Here is a 19,408-nt window from a genome sequence, read left to right as displayed (position 1 = left end):
CGTTCTCCTTCCCGGGCCGGATGACCCTCAGGTGCCAGGCCGTGGCCCGCGCGGGCCACGGCCTGCGGGTCTCCGCCGGCGGTCGGTCGGCCGCGGTCGGGGCCGCGCCGCGTTCTGGCCGTGCGGTCCCCGGCTCAGGCGGTCGTGGCCTCGTCGTCCGGTCCGCCGAGCCAGGCGCGGATGCCGGCCAGCGCGGTGGGGCCGTAGTCCTCGTCGACGTCGTGGGCGAGGTCGGCGATGGTGATCTCCCGGAGGGCGGCGCGCCAGGCGGCGTCGGCTCCGGCCATCGCCCGGGCGACGGGGCACGGCCGCGTGCACGCCTCCGCGGGGCTGGCCAGGGGGCCGCGCTGCCGGATCTCGGTGCACACGAAGGTGGGCTGGGCGCCGTCGACGGCGACGACGACGTCGAGCACGGTGATCCGGTCGGGGGTCCGGGTGAGGACGTAGCCGCCCGACTTGCCCTGGACGGAGGTCACGAGACCGGCGCGGGAGAGCGCCTGCAACTGCTTCGCGAGGTAGCTGCCGGAGACGTCGTGCAGTTCCGCGAGCCGGGCGGCCGGTACGGGCTCCGTCGCCGTGGTCAGCACCACGCAGCAGTGCAACGCCCACTCGACTCCACCGGACAGCTTCACACGACCCCCCTCTTGACTCGGACAGAGACTATCCGACTATTGTCCCGGACAGAAGTTGTCCGAGTTTGGGGCGACGCCCTCGACGAAGTCGCCGTGCCGTCCGACACGGCGTGGAAAGGTGAAGCCATGAAGGTCACAGTCATCGGCGGTACGGGACTGATCGGGTCCCAGGTGGTCCGGAAGCTGACCGAGGCCGGGCACGAGGCGGTGCCCGCGGCGCCGTCGACCGGCGTCGACCTGATCTCCGGAGCGGGTCTGGACCAGGCGCTGGCGGGCGCGGACGTCGTCGTCAACGTGGCGAACTCGCCGACGTTCGACGAGGCGTCGCTGGACTTCTTCCGCACCACCATGACCAACCTGCTGGCCGCGGGGGAGCGGGCCGGCGTCGGGCACCAGGTGGTCCTCTCGATCGTCGGCGTCGACCAGGTGCCGCAGCTCGACTACTACCGGGCGAAGACGCTCCAGGAGGAGTTGCTCCGGCAGGGGCCGACGCCGTACTCGATCGTGCGTGCCACGCAGTTCTTCGAGTTCGTCGACGCGATCATCTCCTGGACCTCCGACGACAGCACGGTTCGTCTGCCGGCCACCCCGGTGCGGCCGATGGCCGCCGCGGACGTCGTCGCCGCGGTCGTCGACGTCGCCACCGGCGCGCCGCTGAACGGCATTCGCAACGTCGCCGGTCCGGACGCCTACGCCCTCGACGAGCTGGGCCGGATCACCCTGGCCACGCAGCACGACGGCCGCCCGGTGGTCACCGACGACAGCGCCGGCATGTTCGCGCTCGTCACCGGCGACGTGCTCATCGGGGGCCCCGACGCGCACCTGGCGCCCACCCGCTACCAGGACTGGCTCCAGTCCGCCCACTGACCGCACCGGTCGCCATCCGCTCCTCCCGTGCCAAACGAACGGCGGGGGAGGAGCGGCGTGTGCGGACGACTCCTATCCTCGTCTGTTCGGGAGGCGGACGGGCGGGGTGGGCGATGGCGGGATCGGGCGGCGGGTCATGGCAGCGGGCCTCGGTCGTGGGGGTGGTGCTGCTCTGCACCGCCGTACGGGCACCCGACGTGATCAACGAGGGCGGCTGGCGTGCCTGGCTGGTGGTGCCGGTCGTCCTGGGAGTGCTGGCGCTGACCGGGGCGCAGTTGTGGTCAGCGCTGCGTGGCCGTCGGGGCGCCGCCGATCCGGACCGGGCCCGCGACTGAGCCCCGGTCCCCGCCTCAGACGGTGTGGACGGTGGTGCCCGCGGCGGTGAGGCGCTCGACGTCCTCGTCGCCGGCATCGTCCGTGGTGACCACGAGGCTGAGCGCGGACGCCGGTGCCACGTGGGCGAGCGCGGTGCGGGCGAACTTGGCGGGTTCGGTGACCGCGATGACTCGGTGGGCCGAGGCGATGATCGCGCGCTTGATCGCTGCGTCGGCCAGGTCGTACGCCGTCAACCCGGCCTCGGCGTTCAGTCCGCAGCAGCCGATGACGGCGGTGTCGAAGCGCAGCGCCGCCAGGGACGCCTCCGCGAGCGGCCCGGTGAGCGCCAGCTCGCCCGGCCTGGGTTCGCCCCCGGGAAGAAGCAGGCGCAGGTGCGGGGCGCCGGTCAGCGCGTTGGCCGCGTGCAGCGACAGCGGCATGACGGTCAGCCGGCGCGGCGCCAGCAGGCGGGCGACCTCGAGGCACGTGGTGCCGCTGTCGAGGACGACCGCCTCGCCGTCGACGATCATGTCGGCGACCGCGGCGGCGATGCGCTGCTTCGCGTCGCTGCTCTCCTGGGCGCGCACGGCGAACGGTGGTTCCGTGCCGCGCAGGGTGAGGCTGCGGGCGCCGCCCCGGTAACGCTCCAGCGCGCCCTGCCCGGCGAGGTGCTCCAGGTCGCGGCGCACCGTCATCTCCGAGGTGCCGGTCAGCTCCGCCAGATCCGCGACGCTGACCTGGCCGGCGCGCTGGACCGCCGACAGGATCCGCCGATGCCGGTCGTTGCTCGTCACCACCCCATTGAACAGCATGCTCGCGCATCTGCCAACCTTACGAACGCAAAACTTGTTTGCTACGTTTGCAGCCATGTTCAAAGCGCTGCGTGCCGCGCGGATCTCCACGTTCGGGTACTTCACGATCAACGGCTTCGTCCTGGGTGCCTGGGTGGTGCACATCCCGACCATCGAGCACCGCGCCGGCATCACCCATGCCACGCTGGGCTGGCTGCTGCTCCTGCTCGGCGCCGGTGCCTTCGCCGGCATGCAACTCGCCGGGCCGCTCACCGACCGCCTCGGCGCCCGCCGCGTCGTGCCGCTGAGCGCCCTGCTCCTGAGCGCCGCCGTGGTCCTGCCCGGTCTGTCCACCAGCGGCTGGTCCCTCGGGGCGGCCCTGTTCGTGTTCGGCATCGGCAACGGCTGCCTGGACGTGAGCATGAACGCCCACGCCGTCCAGGTCGAAGCCGGTTACCAGCGGCCGATCATGTCCGCGTTCCACGCCTGGTTCTCCGTCGGCGGGGTTGCCGCCGCCGTGGTCGGCGCCCGGACCCTCAGCTGGGGCTGGAGCCCGACGACCACTCTGGCGGTGGTCGCGGCCGTCTCCGTGGCCGCGGTCGCCGTCTTCCGCGCCGGCCTGCTGGCCGCCCCGACGCGGGCGAACCCGACCGGCGCGAACGCGACCGGCGCCGAGCCGACCAGCCCGAGCTGGCGCTCCACGCCCTCGCGCATCTGGCTGCTGGCCGCGCTCGCGTTGATGCTCATGCTGAGCGAGGGTGTCGCCGCGGACTGGAGCGTGCTGGCTCTGCGCGAGACCCTCGACGCCGCCCCGGCCACCGCCGCGTTCGCGTACGGCGCCTTCGCCACCGCCATGACCGTCGGCCGGCTCCTCATCGACCGGGTCGCCGGCCGCGTCGGCCCGGTCGCCGTGCTGCGCTGGGGGTCCGTCCTGGCCGTGCTCGCCCTGGCGCTGGTCGTCTGGTCGCCGTCCGTGCCCGTGGTCCTGGGCGGCTGGGCGCTGTTCGGCGCCGGTCTGGCCGGCGCCGTTCCGCAGTTGTTCAGCGCCGCCGGGCATAGTGACCCGGCGGCCGCCGGCACCAACGTGTCGCGCGTCGCCAGCCTCGGCTACCTCGGCATGCTCGCGGGCCCCGCGGCCATCGGCGGGCTCACCCACGTCATGCCGATCAACCTGACCTTCCTGCTTCCGCTGGTGTTCTGTGTGATCGCCGCGTTCGCCGCTCCGCTGGCGGGTTCCGCGCGTCGATCGCGTACCGCGCCACCGCGGGCCGTCGACGAGCTCGCCAGCGCCGGTTGACGGGTCTCAGCCGGAGGGTGCGGCGGATCGTCAGCGGGAGAACTCGCGGGGCCGGACGGCGGTGCGGGTGGCGAGAGCCGGCGCGGGTCGGTCCGGATCGGCCACCGTCGCCTTGTCGAGGTAGGGGTCGTCGTCGTGCCGGGGGCGGAGGCTGCGGGGGACGACCGTGTCCACCCCGGTGCCGATGGTCTCCGCCGGTCGGTATCGAACGGTCGCCGCCGACGCGTTCGAACACAGGACGATGCCGGGTCGCCACGAGCCGTCGCGGCGGACCCACACACGGGCTCCCTCGCACAGGACGTCGGGTGGTGTGGCGCCGGTCGGGGTGGCGTGGCTCGGGCTTGACGGCGCGGACATCGTCACCCTCCATTCCGATGGGTCGGGTCTCCCCATCTGTTGAAGCTGGGCATGGACGAGCATGGCAGCGCGATCGGGCCCGTGCAAGATTTCACGACGACAAGATGTCGCGGCGACATCGTGCATTGGGGGGATTCTCGGTTACCCTACGTGGGCGTAACCGGCGCGCGGGAGGACGCGTCCGGACCGTAGGGAGTGGACTGTGGCCTCTGAACTGCGAAGAACGACCACTCTCACTGTCTGCCCTCCCGACTGTCAGTTACGCATGGTGACTGAGTCGTTCGTGGCTGTGTGGGGCGAAATTCGATCGGAGATCGGCCCGCGTACGCCGTCCACAGAGGAGCAAGTGGTGCCTGACAACAAGGGGTGGATCATGTCCAGCAGGTCGACGGGCAACGGGGGCAGTTGCGTCGAGGCCCGCCGACACGAGGACCTGATCGAGGTGCGCAACAGCAAGAGCCCCGCGGCAGGCGTGGTGCGGTTCACCGCCGAGGAGTGGGACTCGTTCCTCTACGGCGCCAAGCGGGGAGAGTTCGACCAGCTGCTCCAGTAGGACCCGCTCGTCGCCGCACCCGGCCCGGTGCGGCGGTGGAAGACGTGGAGCCCGCCGACGTACGACGCCGGCGGGCTCCCTCGTGCGGACGGGCCGCCGACCTACGGCACGCGGCCGACCGCGGCCAGGCCGGAACTCTGCTTCGGGTCGGCCGTGAAGTACTGCGGGTCGTCCGGGGTGGGCCGCCACTGCGGCAGCCACACCAGACCCGGCTCGACCAGGTCGAGGCCGGCGAAGAACCGCTCCAGCCGAGACCGGCTCCGCAGCCCGAGCGGCGTCGCGGTCCGCTGCCGGTAGATCTCGTGCGCGACGTCGAGGTCGTCCTGCGGACGCTCGCCCTCGTCCGCCGTGGCGTGCGACATCACGAGGTAGCTCCCGGGCGCCAGCGCCGCGCGCAGCGTGCCGACCGCGTCGTACGCCACCTCGTCGTCGGGCACGAAGTGCAGGACCGCGGCGAGGATCAGGGCGACCGGCCGGTCGAAGTCGATCAGGGCGCGGACCTGCGGGTGCGACAGGATCGACTGCGGGTCGCGGAGGTCGCCGCGGATCGCGTCGGCGTGCGCGTTGCCGTCGAGCAGCTCCAGGCTCTCGGCCACCGCCACCGGGTCGAGGTCCACGTAGACCACCCGGGCGTCGGGAGCGACCTGCTGGACGATCTCGTGGACGTTGCCCTCGGTCGGGATGCCCGAGCCGATGTCCAGGAACTGCCGCACCCCGGACTCGGCCAGGTGACGGACGGCGCGGCGGAGGAACGCCCGGTTTGTCTGCGCCAGCTTCGGGCCCAGCGGAAGGACCTGCATCATCTTCTCGGCGGCCTCCCGGTCGGCCGGGAAGTTGTAGGTGCCGCCGAGGTAGTAGTCGTAGATCCTGGCCGCGGTCGCCGGCTTCGCTTCGCCGCCGCCGTTGGTCGTACCAGCCATGTAGTTCCTTCCGTGTGGGTCGTGCGGGCGCACCGGGCCGGCGTTCAGGAGCCGGCCGTCCAGGGGTGGTCGTCCAGGGGAACGGACACGTCGTAGGTCAACTGGAAGATCCGTCGGTACTCGTCGACCTCGTGCGGTTCCTCCAGGTAGACCGCGCCGACGTGCGATTCGAGGTAGACCGTGTCCGGGTCGTCCGGGTCGTCGAAGTCCAGGATGCGGAAGGCGCCGGCCATCGCCGCGTGCGCGCCGACCGAGAACGGCAGCACCCTGATCTCGGCGGCGCCGCTGTCGACGATGTCGTGCAGGTGCTCCAACTGCGCGTCGAGCGCGGCCTTGCCACCGACCGGCCGCACCAGGGCGTTCTCGCCGAGAATGAAGACCAGCCGCGGTGCCGGCCGACGCGTGAACAGCGCCTTCTGCCGCTGCATCCGCAACTTCACGTGTCGCCGCGCGGTCTCGTCGTCGGCCGCCCGCTCGGCCGCGAACACCCCCAGCGCGTACGGCTCGATCTGCAGCTCGCCCGGGATGATCTCCCCGTAGTACGTCTGGATCTGCGAGGCGCTGGCCTCCAGCCCGACGTAGAGCTTGAACCAGTCGGGAAGCACCGGGTTGGTGTCCCACCACTCCTCCTGCGACGTGCCCAGCGCCAGCTCGGCCAAACCGTCCGTGACGCTCTGGTCGACGCCGTAGAGCCAGCACAGCGCCCGTACGTTCGCCGGCGTCACCGGGACCTTGCCGGTCTCGATCCGGTGCAGCGTCGGTTCGGAGATGCCCAGTCGTGCCTCGGCCACCTCGCGCCGGGTCTTGCCGTTCGCCACCCGCAGCCGCGTCAGCCGTCGACCGAGGGTCCGGCGCACCACGCGCTGGCCCGTGATCGGCATACGCCACCCCCACCCGATACGCCGTCCACTTGAGACGTCGGACACCATACCGTCGATGAGATCTCTCGTGTACACCCCGTAGCGCGACGCTCCGATGCTCCCACCCGACCTCGCGATCCACCCGCCCTGAGCCGGCGGCGCGCCCGCTACCGCCGGGGCCGGAAGTGGTGCCGGACCGCGTACCGGGAGACGGCCTCGCCGAGGCGCGCCCCGTCGACATCGGCGGTGCGGAAGTGCACGCCGCCCCACACCCGGGCGCCGATGAGCTCGGTGAGCGCCTGGGAGAAGCTGTCGAACCGCCGGGTCGTGCCGGAGTCGGCGCTGGACCCGCTGAAGCTGACGTCGTCGCGGCCGAAGAAGTGGCGGTAGAGCGACATGCGGGCGCCGGTGCCGCAGGCGTGACCGGACGGGTATTCGGGGAAGGGTGGCGTGACGAGCAAGGGCGTCCAGGTCGGGTCCGCGGTGGTCGCCGGGTTGCCGTCGGCGTCGGCCTGCGCGATGGCGGTGACCGGCCGCCAGTAACTCCAGACGTCCTTCTCGCGGAAGCAGGCCACACCCGAGTCGGCGACGACGAGGTCGGTCATCGCGAAGAACCGGGCGGTGCGCAGGGTGTCCAGGTGTTGGGTGGTGGCGAGCTGCCGCTTGATCTCCCAGTTGGCGGAGCGACGGTCGTGCCACCAGAGCGCCGCCTCGGTCTGGTCCGGGGTGCGGGTGCCGCTCGTCGCCGAGCCGAGCTCCTTGACCTCGTGGAAGTCGTCCGTGTAGGTCCGGCTGGTGAGGGCCGGCGGCCCCGGCGCGCGGAACAGCGACGCGTGGGGGAGGAGGAACGGGCGCATGTGGCCCGTCCAGGCGCCCTGCGACAGGAACAGCGGTGGCGTCGGCCGCCACTGGCCGGGCGCGGTCCCGCTGCGCCACTGCTGGTCGCCGAACGCGCCGTCGTCCTGCCGCGCGGCGACCATCGCCGCGGCGGCGTGTGCGCCGACGCGGACACCCCCCTGCTTCGCGCGCCCGTCCGGCACGGCGGCGAGCGCCTCGTCGTACTGGGTCCGGAGCCGTTCCCGCTGGGCGGGGAAGAGCGCGGCGAGCACGCCGTGGGCGGCGGTCGCGACGGCCGCGTCCACCGACTCGGTGCCCCGCGCCGTGGGTGCGACGAGGTAGGGCTCGTAGGGCGCCCCGGCGATCGCGTTCACCGCGTCGTAGACGGCCCCGTTGACCATGGCGAAGCTGCGGACCTGCTCGTTCGGTTGCTGGGCGGCGACGTCCCAGATCGCGGTCTGGGCGTTGCGGTCCCAGGTCAACACCGGGTTGGCGGCGCCGGTGGCGGCGACCGCCGCGGACCCGGGGATCGCCGTCGCGGTGGCGACGAGGGCGACCAGGGTGACCGGGGCGGAGAGAGCCCGGGACCAGATCCGGCGGCGGCTGCGCGGTTGTCCTGTCACGGCGTCCCCCGATCGCGGCGTGAGCCCTCGGCGGATCGACACCGTGGCGGCGCGGAACGCGCGACGAGGGATCGACAGGCGTCGACGGTAGCATTTCGTCGGGTGCCCGCGCTGTCCCGGGCACGCGTCAGACGGGGCGCCCCGGGTCCGGCGCCTCACCGGCCAGGGCGGCGCCGAGCGGGCTGCGCCAGTAGAGGACCTCCCGCCCGGACCGGCGCTTGGTGACCACACCGGCGTCGAGCAGCACCCGTAGGTGGTCGCCGACCGTCCCCAGGGACAGCCCGGTGACCGCGGCCAGCTGCGACGTGCTCATCGGGGCCGCCAACCGGACGAGGATGGCCGCTCGGTTCGCGCCGATCAGCCGGCCCAGCCCGTCCGGCGCCGGCGCGGGGCGGTCGGCGAGGATGCCGCTCGCCGGGTAGACCATGCCGAAGTGGGTCGGTTGGTCCCAGAGCACCCAGCCCCGGACGCAGTGGGCGGGGACGAACACCAGCTGCTCGGCCCGGTCGAGCGGCAGCGGTGGGGTGGGCAGGTCATTGACCTCCAGGCGGCCGTCGCCCAACCAGCGGATGCTGCGGTGCAGGTCGGCGAGGACGCCCTGCCAGCCCTCGCTGCTGAGCCGGGCCGTGCGGGCCACGATGTCCGCGCGCAGCCGGGGCTCCCGCCGTGGCCACTCCGGTCGCACGGTGTGCGTCCAGATCCAGTCGAGCAGGCCCACCACCTGCTCGGTGAGCCCGTCGACCAGCAGGGCGTCAGCGAGGGGTCCGGGGCGGGTCGCCCGCAGCTCCGCGCGGATCTGCTCGTCGGTGCGCCCGGCGACGACCGCCAGCTCCTCGGCGAAGGTGGGCGCCGGCGTCGCGGGGGCGAGGGTGAGGAAGTCGGCCGTCCAGCGTGGAGCGAACGACGCCGCCAGCACGGCGCGCGCCACCGGCCGCTGCGCCAGCATCCGTTCGTACGCCCCGGCGTACGGCCGCCGCCAGGCGTGCTGCCACGGGTGACGCGGGTTGACCAGCGCCCGCAGCGCGGCGACGGTCTCGGTCATCGGCGAGATGACGAACCGGCTGCGCGCGAGCAGGTCCACCGGCACCTGCCAGACCCCCATGTTTCGCCTCCAGCCGTAACACTACTGGCCCGCCCGGGGCGGCCCGAGGATCGTCGGCGTGAGGACGTACTCGGACCTGTTCGCCGTCCACGAATTCCGCAACCTGTTCCTGGCCAACTGCGCCGGCATCGCCGCGCACACCACCTCGTCGCTGGCCCTCGGCTCGCTGACGTACGCCGCCACCGGCTCGGCCCTGCTCACCGCGCTGAGCATGTTCGGTGCGCCGCTGGCCAGCGTGCTCGGCAGCCTGACCCTGCTCTCCGCCGCCGACAGCCTGCCGCCACGCCGGGCGTTGACGCTCGCCGCACTGGTCGCGGTCGCCGGAGCCGCCGTCCAGGCCGTCCCGGAGCTGCCGCTGGTGGCCCGGTTCGTCGCCATCCTGCTGGTCGCGTACGTCGGGTCGGTGACCGGTGGCGCTCGCTGGGCGTTGATCAACGACATGTTGCCCGCCGGCGCGTACGTGCTCGGCAGGTCGACGCTGAACATCAGCGTCGGGGTCATGCAGATCGCCGGCTTCGGCGCGGGCGGCGCGCTCCTGGTCTGGCTGAGTCCGTACCAGGTGTTCCTCGTCGCCACCGCGCTGCGTGCCGTCGCGGCGGCCGTGACCTGGTTCGGTCTGCGGGAACGACCGGCCCGGGCCGGGGAGCGCACCTCGACGGCCCGCACCCTGCGGATCAACCGCGAGCTGTTGGCGGATCCGGGCCGCCGGTCGCTCTACCTCAACCTGTGGCTGCCCAACGGCCTGGTCGTCGGCTGCGAGGCGTTGTTCCTTCCGTACGCGGGGGACCGCGCCGGATTCCTCTTCGCCGCCGGGGCCCTCGGGATGCTCGCCGGGGACGTGCTGGTGGGCCGCTACCTGCCGCCGGTGGCGCGCCGACGCTGGGTCGCGCCGCTGCGGTTCCTGCTACCCGTGCCGTACCTCGCCTTTCTCCTGCGCCCGGACCTGCCGCTGGCGATGGTCGTCGCCCTCGTGGCGTCGGTCGGCTTCGCGGTGTCGCTGCCGTTGCAGGAACGCCTGATCGCGCACTCACCGGCGGAGGCCCGGGGGCAGGTTCTCGGCCTGCAACAGAACGGGATGCTGACCGGTCAGGCGGTGTTCGCGGCGCTGGCCGGGGCGCTCGCCGACGTCGTGGCGACCCACCACGCGGTGGCGGTGCTGGCCGCGCTCTCGCTGGCGACGACGCTGCTGCTCACCCCGGGTCTGCGCCACACCCGGCCGGCGGCCGGCGTGGTCGTCACGCCGCCCCGGCCCCGGGTCGCCAGATCCAGTCGGTCCGGTCGTACCGGCGGGTGAGCCCGGCACGCACCATGTTGTTCAGGGACGGGTTGGCGTCCTCCACGTCGGGCCGGGCGACCTCGCTGACCAGCCAGCGGGCTCCGGCCGCGGCGGCGTGTTCGGCCCGGGCGGCGATCAGGGCCGCCTGCACACCGCGCCGTCGGTGGCTCGCGCGGGTCGCGGCCGAGTTGAGGTGGGCGGCGTCCCCGTGCACGAACACGGTGCCGACGGCGATCATCTCGTCGCCGTCCCACCCGGCGTACGCCCGGAAGCCGTCGGTCCGCGCGGCCGCGGCGACGTACGCGGCGAGGTGCTCGTTCGGGGCGTCGAAGAACTCCCACACCCGCGTCGCCCACTCGTCGATCCGCGCGTCCTCGACCGGACCCACCCGCAGGTCGGTGGTGGCCGGCTTGACGTCGTCGACCTCGCCCACCAGTCGCACGATCGTGCTGCCCGGCGTCAGGCCGTGCCGGGCGCTGATGTCGGCCCAGTCGGCGGGGAGACGGTCCGGGGCGATCTGGATGTGGGCCAGCGGGCTGCCGTTGCGCCGGTGGAGGTCGATGACCTCGGTGATCAACGCGTCGGTGACCGGCTCGGTGAGACCGAGGCCCACCGACTTGTTGAAGAAGCCGCCCATCGGGTCGTTGCTCATCGTCAGCACGGTTCCGCCACCCACGCGGTGGACCGTGGCGCCGAGCGCGCGACGGGCGGGCTCGGGGCCCGCAAGGCCGATCCGGTGCATCACCTCGGCCTCGAGAAGTTCGGCGAGTCGGGTGGGGTCGGTTGCTGGTGCCACGGGTGCCTCCGGGGTGCGGGTGTTCACCGGTCACCCTTCAGGACGGCCTGGCCGCCGTCGTGGTTCGCAGGCGCGCCGGTGACCGTCGGCACACATCCGGCCGAGGGTCACGTACCGTTCCCCCGTCGCCACTCTCCGCGCGAAATCGCCTCCTGCGCGCCTGGTTCGCCACCCCGGCATTGACGGTGATCTGGCCCACACCTTTCAATGGCGGCATGCGACGATGCCTGGTCAGCGGTGTCCGCGTACCCCGCTGACCGGCCCTCCCTCAGCGTCGCCCGGTTCTCTCGTCCGGAGGGCTCGGCTGTGGCGGATCAGGGGGTGCAGGAGCGTCGGCGGCGGATGGCGCTCAGCGCCGGGCTGCACGTGGTCTCGCACGCGGTCGCGCTCGTCTACTGCGGCCTGACGGTCCGCGAGTCGGGCCGCGGGGTCATGGCCGCGGGGTTCGCCTGCGGGATGGCCGCCGGGCTGCTCGGCCTGTGGGTGGCGCGGTCGGTGACGACCAAGGCGTGGGGCTACCTGGTGTCGTTCACCCTCCTGCTGGTCACGCTCGCCGTCGTGGCGTTCGGCGCCTACCGGGACGGGGGCGCGGCCTCGCCGACCACCCTCGGCTTCGTGACCACCGCGGTGTTCGTCGCCAGCTACACCCCGAGCCTGCGCATGATGATCGCGTTGGAGGCGCTGACTGTCGGGTCGTACCTGGCCGTCGCCGTGGCCGGGCCGCCGACCCGGCCCGGCCACGTCTTCGTGTACGTCGCCGGGATGCTGGTGTTGACCTCGGTGTGCGCCAGGCAGACGCGGATCCTGGCGCGGCAGCGGTCCCAGCTGCGGTCCCTGGCGGCGCGGGATCCGCTCACCGGGGCCCTCAACCGGCGTGGGCTCGTAGAGTTCGCCGGCGAGCTGTTCCGGGGTTGCCGACGGCCCGCCGTGTCCCTGCTCTGCCTCGACCTGGACGACTTCAAGCTCGTCAACGACCGGTTCGGGCACTCGGCGGGCGACGACCTGCTGCGGCGGACGGTGGCGGCGACCGGGCACGTGCTGCGCCCCGAGGACGCCGTCGCGCGCGTCGGCGGTGACGAGTTCGTCGTCGTCCTGGCCGACACCGACGCGTCCGCGGCCCGCGCGGTGGCCGCCCGCATCGACACCGTGGTCGGGCGGCACGTCCGTGTCAGCATCGGTTGCGCCACCGCCCCGCAGGACGGGGAGACCCTCGACGCGCTGATGGGGGTGGCCGACCGGCGGCTCTACCGGGCGAAGCAGGAGCGACGGACCGCCCGGTCCTCCCCGCGCGGCGGCTTCGCGCTGCCGTGACCTGCCCGACTCTTCCGGCTGACGACCGCTCCCTGAGTGATCATCAGGGCTACGATGACCCGGTCATGCTGCTGCGGGTGCTCGGCCCCTTCGAGGCGGAGAGCGACGGAGGCGATGCGGTCGCCCTCGGCGGCCCGCGCCAGCGGGCCGTGCTCGCGATGCTCGTCCTGGCCCGCGGCGAGGTCGTCTCCGTGGACCGGCTGGTCGAGCAGCTCTGGCGGGGCGAGGCGCCGCCACGGGCCGTCGCGTCCCTCCAGGCGTACGTGTCGAACCTGCGCCGCCTCCTGGAGCCGGACCGGGAACCCCGGGCACCGGCCCGGCTGCTGGTCACCGCGCCACCCGGATACGCCGTCCGGCTGCCCGACGGCGCGGTCGACGCCTGGCGGTTCGAGACGCTGCTCGCCCAGGCCCGCGTGGCCCGGGCCGACGACCCCGAACGGGCCGGGCGACTCCTGCGCGCCGGGCTGGGCCTGTGGCGCGGGCCCGCGTACGCCGAGTTCGCCGAGCAGCCGTGGGCCCAGCCGGAGGTGACCCGGCTGGAGGAGCTGCGGTTCGTGGCCCGGGAACTGCTGCTCGACGTGCGCCTGCGGATGGGGGATGCCGCCGAGGCGGTCGCCGAGGCCGAAGCCATGACGCGGCAGTTTCCACTGCGCGAGGAGAGTTGGCGGTTGCTGGCGCTGGCGCTCTGGCGCACCGGCCGGCAGGGCGACGCCCTCGCGGCGCTGCGCCGGGCCCGCGCCGTCCTGGTCGAGGAGCTGGGTCTCGACCCGGGTCCGGCGCTGGTCGCGGTGGAGGCCGCGATCCTGGGTCAGCGGCTCGACGTGCTGCTCCCGTCGCCCGCGGCACCGGAGGCGCGGGTCACCCGGCAGCCGGCCCCCGTGCCGCCGCTCGAACCCGACGAGGTGTTCGTGGGGCGGCACGCCGAGCTGGCGCGCCTGCGGCGGGCCGCCACGGCGACGGCCGACGGGCCGCGGGTCGCGGTGGTCTCCGGTGAGGCCGGCGCCGGCAAGAGCAGCCTGCTCGCCCACCTGCGTCAGGAACTCGTCGCGGCGGGCTGGACGACGGTGGCCGGCCGCTGCCCCGAGGTCGAGGGTGCCCCGCCGGCGTGGGCGTGGGTCGAGATGCTGCGACAACTCGCCGGGGTGGTCCCGCCGGCGGAGCTCGCGCCGGAGGTGGCCCCGCTGCTGGGGGACACGGACCGTGGTCCCGCCGGTGACGTCACCGCCGGCCGGTTCCGGCTGCACCGGGCCGTCGTGGCCTGGCTGGGTGCCGCCGCGGCCGAGCGTCCGCTGGCGGTCCTCCTCGACGACCTGCACGCCGCCGACAGCGAGACGCTGTTGCTGCTGACCTCCGCCGTCGAGCTGACCGACGCCGCCGTCCTGTTCGTGGTGGCGCTGCGGCCGGGCGACAACCCTGGTCGGCTCGCCGCCACCATGGCGGCTCTGGCCCGCCGGTCACCCGAGCGGCTGCACCTGGGCGGCCTGGCCGCGCCCGACGTCGAGCGGCTGGTCGGCAGCGTCGCCCGCACACCCGTCGATCCCGAGACCGTCGCCGCGCTCACCGCGCGCACCGGCGGCAACCCGTTCTACGTTCGGGAGTCGGCCCGACTGCTCGCCGCCGAGGGCGCGCTGGTCGCCACGTCCGAGGTGCCCGAGGGCGTACGGGACGTGCTGCGCCGACGCCTGTCGCGGCTGCCGGAGACCGCGGTGGCGCTGCTGCGCCTCGCCGCCGTCGTCGGGCGGGAGGCGGACGTGGCGATCCTCGTGGCGGCGGCCGACGGGGACGAGAGCGGCGTCCTCGACGCCCTCGACGCGGGACTCGTCGCCGGCCTGCTGGCCGAGCCGTCGCCGGGGCGGGTGCGGTTTCCGCACGACCTGGTCCGCGACACGATCTACACCGACCTCTCCCACCTGCGTCGGGCGCGCCTGCACGCCCGCGTCGCGGACGCGATTCGCGCGCTGCGCCCCGACGACCACTCCGCCCTGGCCCACCACTACGCCCGCGCGGCGTCGCCGGACACCGCCCGACTGGCCGTCGACTACGCGATCCGCGCCGCGGACCTCGCCGAGCGGCGGTACGCCCACGACTCCGCCGCCGAGCTGCTCACCCACGCCCTGGAGGCCGCCGGCACGGTCGCCGGGGACCGCGCCGCGCTGCGGATCGACCTGATGGGGCGCCTCCTGCGCGCGCAGGCCCGCGCCGGCGCCGTCGCCGCCGCCCGGGACACCCGCGCCCGGGCGGTCGACCTAGCCGTCGCCGAGGGGCGCGACGAGCTGCTGGTCGCGGCGTTCACCGCCTGGACGGTCGCCACCCCGTGGGCGATCCGCGCGTACGGGGTCGTGGACCGCCGGATCGTGGACCTGCTCGCGCGGCTGCTGCGCCGATCGGAGCTGCCGCCGGTGGACCGGTGCCGGCTGTTGGAGGCGCTCAGCAGCGAACTCGACGGCGAGTCGGACCCCCGGGGGCCCGAGGCCGGACGCGAGGCCCTGGCGATCTCCCGCGGGCTGGCCGATCCCGAGCTGCGCGGGCTCGGGCTGGCCGCCCGCCTGCGGACGATGCGCTACGACCGGGAGGCGCCGCAGCGCCGCGAGCTGGCCCGGGAGCTGCGTCAGCTCGCCACCGAGCACGGCCTGGTGACCTACGACTGGCTGGCCGAGCAGGTGCTCAGCCAGGCCGCCGCCGCGCTCAACGAGCCGCACGAGGTACGCGCCAGCGTCGCCCGGCAGGAGACGATGGCCGGAACGTACCAGCTCAACGAGGCGCTGGTGGTCACGCTGGGCACGCGCGGCGCCCTGGCCCACATCGCCGGTGACTTCGCGGCCGCCCAACGGCACTACGACGACGCCGCCGACCACATGCGCCGGCAGGGGTCCCTGCACGCGGACGCCTTCCACTACTTCGCCAGCGCCAGTCTGCTGATCAGCCAGCGCCGGCTGCGCGAGCACCTGGCGGCGACCCGGCTCGCCCGGGCGGCGCTCGGCCCGCTCATCGACGACCTGCTGGCGCTGGCCCTCATCGACGACGGGCGGGTCGAGGAGGCGCGGACGGTGCCCCTCGGCGGTTACCCGTACCGGCCGGACTACTTCCAGTCGGCTCTCCTCACCGTGCGGGCGATGGTGATCATGGCGCTGGACCGCGCCGACCTGGCCCAGCCGGTGATCGACGCCCTGCTGCCGGTCCGTGACCAGCTCGCCGGGTTCTCCAGCACCACCGTCGCGATGCGCCCGGTCGCCCTGACCCTCGGCGAGCTGTTCCGCCTGCGGGGCGACACCGACGAGGCGGCGCGGCACTTCGCGCTCGCCGCGGACGTGGCGCGGCGGTGGGACTCGCCGCACTGGCTGGCCGAGGCGCGGGCAGCTCTCGGCCGTTGACCGGCGACCCGGCCCGGCGCCAAGTGGTCTTCAAGTCGGCTACTAGTGGTCCCGGGCACGCTGGGAATCGCGTGCCACGCGCACCCCGGTGCGGGTGGCACGTGACACGTCCGAGTCCTCGAAAGGTCACCGTGAACCGGAACCACAACGAACCCATGGCCGATGTCCGCGACATGTACATGGCGCACGCGGCCATGCGCCGGGAGTTCGGGTTGCTCCCGCAGCTCGTTCGGGACGTCGCGCCGGGCGACACCCGGCGCGCGGAGGTGGTCGGCGCCCACGCCGACCTCATGTGCCTCATCCTGCACACTCACCACGAGGGTGAGGACCTGCTGCTGTGGCCGCGGCTGATGGAGCGCGGCGGTGCCGAGGCCGCGGCGATCGTCCCCACCATGGAGGCGCAGCACCACGCGATCGAGGCGGCGCACGCGCAGGTCGTCGCCCTGCTGCCCGCGTTCCGGACCACGGCCCGGGGCGGCGAGGCCCTCGCGGCCGCTCTGGACACCCTCCACGCCGCGCTGATCGAGCACATGGACCTGGAGGAGCGGGAGATCCTGCCGCTGGCGGAGAAGCACGTCACCGCCGCCGAGTGGAAGGGGCTGGGGGAGCACGGGATGCGCCACGCCCCGAAGAAGGTCCTGCCGCTGGCCTTCGGCATCGCCATGTACGAGGGCGACCCGGAGGTCGTCAAGGCGGTGCTCGCCGAGGCGCCGCTTCCCGCCCGGCTGATCATGCCGATCCTCGCGCCCCGTCTCTACGCCGCGCACGCCAAGCGCGTCCACGGCACTGCGACGCCGCCGCGGGGGACCGCACCAGTCCGCTGAGGCGGTGACGGCGCGGCCGGCCCCGACGGGCCGGCCGCGCCCGGTCGTCCCGGTTCAGTCGACCACCGGCGGTGCGGTCCGGGCCGCTTCCTTGAGGGCCGCGGCGGCGCCGGAGTACGGGTTGTGGGTGTAGCTGCGGGACAGACCCGCCGGAACCGTGAAGTACTCGACGGACAGCTTCGCCGGGTCGCTAGCCAACTCGCCGCGGGCCGGCAGGTCGTTGCCGTCGTCCCAGCCCCACGGGGCGTTGGCCGAGTTGGTCGAGCAGCTCCAGGTGCCCGCGCCGCAGTCGCCGGAGGTGTCACCGGCGAACGTGCCCAGCCCGGCGAACAGACTGGTGTTGGCGCGCTGGGCCCACAGCCCACCGGCGGCGAAGATGTCGATCAGCGCGTACCGGACGTCCCGGTCGTTGCCGCTGCTCGGCGTCTCGGCGACCGTCGACGGGTAGTAGACGATCCCGTCGCCGTTGATCGTGTACTGCGGGTACGCCTTCAGGCCGTGCCCCTGCGCCTCCTGGGCGGTCACCGGGTGGGTGAACGAGTCGTGCGGCGACGACTGGAGTTGCAGCGTGCCGTCGACGGTCTCCCGTCCGCTCGTCCACGTGCTGCCCGCCGGCGTGTACGAGTAGAAGTCGCTGTGCGCGACCGTCACGGCCCCGCGCAGGACACCGTAGGTCGAGCCGTCGCGCTCGACGGCCAGCAGCACGCCTTCGCCGTCGTTCTCGTGCTCGGTCTCGAAGAAGGGGTGGTCGGTCCAGTCCCGGGGGTGGAAGAACAGGTACGTGAGGTACCAGTGGGTGCTGGTCTCCACGACGGAGTAGTAGGCGTGCGCGGCGAGTGAGGTGCCCGCCTGGCCGGTCCGGTCCCAGTTGTTGCGCCCGTTCAGGTCGCCGTCGAAGTCGACCTTGGCGATGTAGTCCGACTGGCCGCCCAGCGAGTGGGTTCCGGTCGCGTCGACGTCCTGGTAGTGGATGGGAGCCCAGCGGAGGGCGAGCTCGGCCCGGCTGACGGCGGCCGTCGCGGCCGTCGGCGCCACGAGCTGTGCCGCCGCCACCGTCGCCGCGACGCCCGCCGCGGTGAGCGCCCTCGCGATCCGGGACCGGCCGTTGCTGGTTCTGTCGCGCATGTCGTGCTCCTGCGTCCGAATTGACAGATCGCAATGGATCGTCGTGGCTCCGGACGCCCGGGACGTGTCCACCCGGCGAAGCGCCGATAGATGGTTCTCGACGGTGTGGATCGGGCGTCCGGCCCACCGGCCCGTCGCCCGTCCGCGGAGGGGGCGGACGGGGGCGGGCCGGTGGTCGCGACGGCTACCAGGTGGTGAGCCCGAGGCTCATCGTCTTCGTCAGCGTGGCGTTGTCGTCGTCGCCGTCCAGTGACCAGGCCATCGCCCCACCCAGGCCGGTCCGCCGGATGTAGAGCATCTTCTGGAGCACGACGGCCGGGTCGTCGTACGTCCAGAAGGTCGTGCCGTCGAACAGCCAGGCGTGCCCGGCGCGGAGGTCACGATGGACGGTGTAGCCGTCGGCGGGCAGGGTCTTGAGCTTCTTGTAGTCCTCGTAGCCGGCCGCGTGCGTGGCCGGTGCGGGCCCGGTCACCGGGCGGAACAGGCCGTTGCCGCCACCGGTGACGCCGGTCCAGCCCTGCCCGTAGTAGGGGATGCCGAGGACGAGTTTGTCGCGCGGCGCGCCCCGGGCAAGCCACCCGTCGATCGCGACCTCGACGGAGAAGTCGGGGGAGTCGGGGGCGCCCGCCGGCACCCGCAGCGCCGACTGCTGGTTGGTTCGCGCGTCCCAACTGCCGTGGAAGTCGTAACCCTGCACGGTGGCGAAGTCCAGGTACTTGAAGATCTTGCGGCCCTCGAACCCGGCGTCCATGGCGGCCGGGTTGGCCGGCAGGAACGCGGTCAGCGGGTGGTGCTCGTGGGTCGTGCGCCCGTACGCGTCGAGCTGCTTGCGGAACTCCGCGAGCAGCTTGGTGAAGTTCTCCCGGTCCTCGACGCGGATGACGTTGCCCGGCTCACCCGGCCAGTTCGGCCACTCCCAGTCCAGGTCGATGCCGTCGAAGACGCCGGCACCGGAGCCGGGGCCACCGCTGCCGCCGTCGAGGTTCGGGAGGTTGCCCTTGAGGTAGAGGTCGATGCAGGAGGCGACGAACGCCTTGCGGGAGGCGTCCGTGCGGGCGGCGTTCGAGAAGTACGTCGACCAGCTCCAGCCGCCCAGCGAGATCATCACCTTCAGGCCGGGGTGCTTGGCCTTGAGCTTCGCCAGTTGGCCGAAGTTGCCGTTGAGCGGCTCCCCCCAGGCGTCGGCGACGCCGTCGACGCTCTCCTCCGCCGGCACCGGACGCTGGTAGTCGGCCCAGGCGTCACCCTCGCCCGGCCCACCGTCCACGTAGCACCGGCCGTCCTCGCTGACGTTGCCGAAGGCGTAGTTGACGTGGGTGAGGCGGCTCGCCGCCCCGGAGGTGTCCAGCTTCTTGACCGGGAAGGCCCGGCCGTAGATGCCCCACTGGGTGAAGTAGCCGACCCGGTGGTAGCCGGCGCGGCGCTCCGACCTGTCGTGCGCGCTCGCGGCGGCCGGCGGGGCCGCGGTGACCAGCAGGGTTGTCAGGGCCACGAGGGCGGTGAGGCGGCGGTGGCGGAATGGTCGCATCGGCACTCCCACGGCGGAGGGGG

General features: G+C 73.6%; 18 protein-coding genes. 8 read left to right on the top strand and 10 right to left on the bottom strand.

Going from position 1 to position 19,408, the window contains the following annotated elements; genetic code table 11:
- Positions 1-134: 134 nt before the first annotated feature.
- The gene (locus GA0070620_RS06320; RefSeq protein ID WP_091588989.1) at positions 135-632 is read right to left on the bottom strand and encodes an RrF2 family transcriptional regulator; all 498 of its coding nucleotides are present in this window, start codon (positions 630-632) and stop codon (positions 135-137) included.
- A gap of 126 nt (positions 633-758) precedes the next feature.
- On the opposite strand from GA0070620_RS06320, the gene GA0070620_RS06315 reads away from it, so the two are divergent.
- Positions 759-1,499: an SDR family oxidoreductase gene (locus tag GA0070620_RS06315; protein WP_091588988.1), complete on the top strand. Its 741-nt coding sequence runs from the start codon at positions 759-761 to the stop codon at positions 1,497-1,499.
- Between the two features lie 113 nt (positions 1,500-1,612).
- A complete protein-coding gene (locus GA0070620_RS32600; RefSeq protein WP_157741551.1) occupies positions 1,613-1,834 on the top strand; it encodes a hypothetical protein in 222 nt (73 codons plus the stop codon).
- A 15-nt stretch (positions 1,835-1,849) separates the two neighbouring features.
- Here GA0070620_RS32600 and GA0070620_RS06310 read toward each other — a convergent pair whose 3' ends face one another.
- Positions 1,850-2,608 (bottom strand): DeoR/GlpR family DNA-binding transcription regulator, encoded by a 759-nt coding sequence (locus GA0070620_RS06310; protein ID WP_091598166.1) that lies wholly within the window; start codon positions 2,606-2,608, stop codon positions 1,850-1,852.
- A 73-nt stretch (positions 2,609-2,681) separates the two neighbouring features.
- On the opposite strand from GA0070620_RS06310, the gene GA0070620_RS06305 reads away from it, so the two are divergent.
- Positions 2,682-3,902 (top strand): MFS transporter, encoded by a 1,221-nt coding sequence (locus tag GA0070620_RS06305; RefSeq protein ID WP_091588987.1) that lies wholly within the window; start codon positions 2,682-2,684, stop codon positions 3,900-3,902.
- Positions 3,903-3,932: 30 nt separating this feature from the next.
- Here GA0070620_RS06305 and GA0070620_RS06300 read toward each other — a convergent pair whose 3' ends face one another.
- Complete coding sequence (locus tag GA0070620_RS06300; RefSeq protein WP_157741550.1) at positions 3,933-4,259, bottom strand: hypothetical protein; 327 nt, start codon at positions 4,257-4,259, stop codon at positions 3,933-3,935.
- A gap of 349 nt (positions 4,260-4,608) precedes the next feature.
- Here GA0070620_RS06300 and GA0070620_RS06295 point away from each other — a divergent pair, with 349 nt between their 5' ends.
- Entirely contained in the window at positions 4,609-4,812 is a 204-nt protein-coding gene (locus GA0070620_RS06295; protein WP_231922254.1) for a DUF397 domain-containing protein, read from the top strand.
- A 101-nt stretch (positions 4,813-4,913) separates the two neighbouring features.
- Here GA0070620_RS06295 and GA0070620_RS06290 read toward each other — a convergent pair whose 3' ends face one another.
- The 4 genes from GA0070620_RS06290 to GA0070620_RS06275 form a co-directional block, all read right to left on the bottom strand.
- Positions 4,914-5,732, bottom strand: coding sequence for an SAM-dependent methyltransferase (locus GA0070620_RS06290; protein WP_091588985.1), 819 nt, complete (start codon positions 5,730-5,732; stop codon positions 4,914-4,916).
- Positions 5,733-5,776: 44 nt separating this feature from the next.
- Entirely contained in the window at positions 5,777-6,613 is an 837-nt protein-coding gene (locus tag GA0070620_RS06285; protein WP_157741549.1) for a helix-turn-helix domain-containing protein, read from the bottom strand.
- Between the two features lie 146 nt (positions 6,614-6,759).
- Positions 6,760-8,052, bottom strand: coding sequence for a vanadium-dependent haloperoxidase (locus GA0070620_RS06280; RefSeq protein ID WP_231922253.1), 1,293 nt, complete (start codon positions 8,050-8,052; stop codon positions 6,760-6,762).
- Positions 8,053-8,179: 127 nt separating this feature from the next.
- Positions 8,180-9,154 (bottom strand): ArsR/SmtB family transcription factor, encoded by a 975-nt coding sequence (locus GA0070620_RS06275; protein WP_091588983.1) that lies wholly within the window; start codon positions 9,152-9,154, stop codon positions 8,180-8,182.
- A 58-nt stretch (positions 9,155-9,212) separates the two neighbouring features.
- On the opposite strand from GA0070620_RS06275, the gene GA0070620_RS06270 reads away from it, so the two are divergent.
- Positions 9,213-10,448, top strand: coding sequence for an MFS transporter (locus tag GA0070620_RS06270; RefSeq protein WP_197677560.1), 1,236 nt, complete (start codon positions 9,213-9,215; stop codon positions 10,446-10,448).
- On the opposite strand, the gene GA0070620_RS06265 is transcribed toward GA0070620_RS06270, so the two are convergent.
- Positions 10,390-11,226, bottom strand: coding sequence for a GNAT family N-acetyltransferase (locus GA0070620_RS06265; protein ID WP_157741548.1), 837 nt, complete (start codon positions 11,224-11,226; stop codon positions 10,390-10,392). The two genes, GA0070620_RS06270 and GA0070620_RS06265, sit on opposite strands and share 59 nt — an antisense overlap.
- Positions 11,227-11,547: 321 nt before the next feature.
- Between GA0070620_RS06265 and GA0070620_RS06260 the strand changes: the two genes are divergently transcribed.
- From GA0070620_RS06260 to GA0070620_RS06250, 3 genes are all read left to right on the top strand, one after another.
- Positions 11,548-12,537, top strand: coding sequence for a GGDEF domain-containing protein (locus tag GA0070620_RS06260; protein ID WP_157741547.1), 990 nt, complete (start codon positions 11,548-11,550; stop codon positions 12,535-12,537).
- A 65-nt stretch (positions 12,538-12,602) separates the two neighbouring features.
- Positions 12,603-15,908, top strand: coding sequence for an ATP-binding protein (locus tag GA0070620_RS06255; RefSeq protein WP_197677559.1), 3,306 nt, complete (start codon positions 12,603-12,605; stop codon positions 15,906-15,908).
- A gap of 155 nt (positions 15,909-16,063) precedes the next feature.
- Positions 16,064-16,732, top strand: a complete 669-nt coding sequence (locus tag GA0070620_RS06250) for a hemerythrin domain-containing protein (protein ID WP_172836388.1) — start codon at positions 16,064-16,066, stop codon at positions 16,730-16,732.
- 54 nt (positions 16,733-16,786) lie between these two features.
- Here the strand turns inward: GA0070620_RS06250 and GA0070620_RS06245 are convergent, their stop codons facing one another.
- Together GA0070620_RS06245 and GA0070620_RS06240 are read right to left on the bottom strand one after the other, a co-directional pair.
- The gene (locus GA0070620_RS06245) at positions 16,787-17,857 is read right to left on the bottom strand and encodes a hypothetical protein (RefSeq protein WP_091588979.1); all 1,071 of its coding nucleotides are present in this window, start codon (positions 17,855-17,857) and stop codon (positions 16,787-16,789) included.
- A 184-nt stretch (positions 17,858-18,041) separates the two neighbouring features.
- On the bottom strand, positions 18,042-19,385 hold the full coding sequence (locus GA0070620_RS06240; RefSeq protein ID WP_091588978.1) for a glycoside hydrolase family 18 protein: 1,344 nt from the start codon (positions 19,383-19,385) through the stop codon (positions 18,042-18,044).
- Positions 19,386-19,408: the final 23 nt, after the last annotated feature.

Source organism: Micromonospora krabiensis (genome assembly GCF_900091425.1).
In the GTDB taxonomy this organism is placed as follows: domain Bacteria; phylum Actinomycetota; class Actinomycetes; order Mycobacteriales; family Micromonosporaceae; genus Micromonospora; species Micromonospora krabiensis.
This window is presented reverse-complemented; position numbering and strand designations above follow the sequence as displayed.

Coding starts and splice junctions, on each gene's coding strand:
- GA0070620_RS06240 (WP_091588978.1), bottom strand. CDS start 19,385: ATGCGACCATTCCGCCACCGCCGCCTCACCGCCCTCGTGGCCCTGACA.
- GA0070620_RS06250 (WP_172836388.1), top strand. CDS start 16,064: ATGGCCGATGTCCGCGACATGTACATGGCGCACGCGGCCATGCGCCGG.
- GA0070620_RS32600 (WP_157741551.1), top strand. CDS start 1,613: ATGGCGGGATCGGGCGGCGGGTCATGGCAGCGGGCCTCGGTCGTGGGG.
- GA0070620_RS06290 (WP_091588985.1), bottom strand. CDS start 5,732: ATGGCTGGTACGACCAACGGCGGCGGCGAAGCGAAGCCGGCGACCGCG.
- GA0070620_RS06305 (WP_091588987.1), top strand. CDS start 2,682: ATGTTCAAAGCGCTGCGTGCCGCGCGGATCTCCACGTTCGGGTACTTC.
- GA0070620_RS06285 (WP_157741549.1), bottom strand. CDS start 6,613: ATGCCGATCACGGGCCAGCGCGTGGTGCGCCGGACCCTCGGTCGACGG.
- GA0070620_RS06245 (WP_091588979.1), bottom strand. CDS start 17,857: ATGCGCGACAGAACCAGCAACGGCCGGTCCCGGATCGCGAGGGCGCTC.
- GA0070620_RS06275 (WP_091588983.1), bottom strand. CDS start 9,154: ATGGGGGTCTGGCAGGTGCCGGTGGACCTGCTCGCGCGCAGCCGGTTC.
- GA0070620_RS06255 (WP_197677559.1), top strand. CDS start 12,603: ATGCTGCTGCGGGTGCTCGGCCCCTTCGAGGCGGAGAGCGACGGAGGC.
- GA0070620_RS06315 (WP_091588988.1), top strand. CDS start 759: ATGAAGGTCACAGTCATCGGCGGTACGGGACTGATCGGGTCCCAGGTG.
- GA0070620_RS06300 (WP_157741550.1), bottom strand. CDS start 4,259: ATGTCCGCGCCGTCAAGCCCGAGCCACGCCACCCCGACCGGCGCCACA.